Genomic DNA, 608 nt, shown 5'->3' with positions numbered 1-608 from the left:
AATCTGGTTCGATATAAATTGGCAGTTCCTTTCTCAATAGTGCCGAAAGGTGCACCAGTAATTTGTCCCCAACATTGTGGCCGTAGTTGTCGTTGATGTGCTTAAAATCATCCAAATCGACAAACAGGACGGCAAGCGCTGGCGCTCGCTTGGCGCTGATTTGTTCTTGAAGATCAATCAGCAGCTTTTCACGATTAGAAAGCGAAGTCAGAATGTCGTGATAGGCCATGAACTCAACACGGGTTGTGTAGGTGTTTACCTTGTTAGACATCTTGTTATAGGCAGTAATCAGCTCACCAATTTCATCTTTGCGTTGAATATCGGTAACTGGAAGTGCTTGAGTATCAAATTCCGAAAACTGTTCACTCAACTGTTTGATTGGTTTCACCAACGAGCGACCTACGGCAAACGCGAATAAGCTACCCATGAAGATAGAAATAATGCTGATTGCCAGCAGCAAAATAAACATGTTGTGTTTATCTTTAGACGTTATCGCTGCAACTTGTGCAATGTTTTGCTCTTTTTCTTCTAATAAATGGGCAAGGTTGAGCTCCAAATATACGGCTCCAAGCGTCACATCTGATTGGTGAATAGGCGCGGCAATTTCC

The 608-nt window shown here is 42.9% G+C and carries 1 protein-coding gene; it reads right to left on the bottom strand.

Annotated elements, in window-relative coordinates; translation table 11 throughout:
• The coding region (locus tag R8O11_RS29260) for a diguanylate cyclase (RefSeq protein ID WP_318195128.1) at positions 1 to 608 on the bottom strand (608 nt) is incomplete at both ends.

Source organism: Vibrio sp. 1288 (assembly GCF_033344475.1).
The sequence above is the reverse complement of the archived record's forward strand: the minus strand, read 5'-3'. Positions and strand labels throughout refer to the sequence as shown.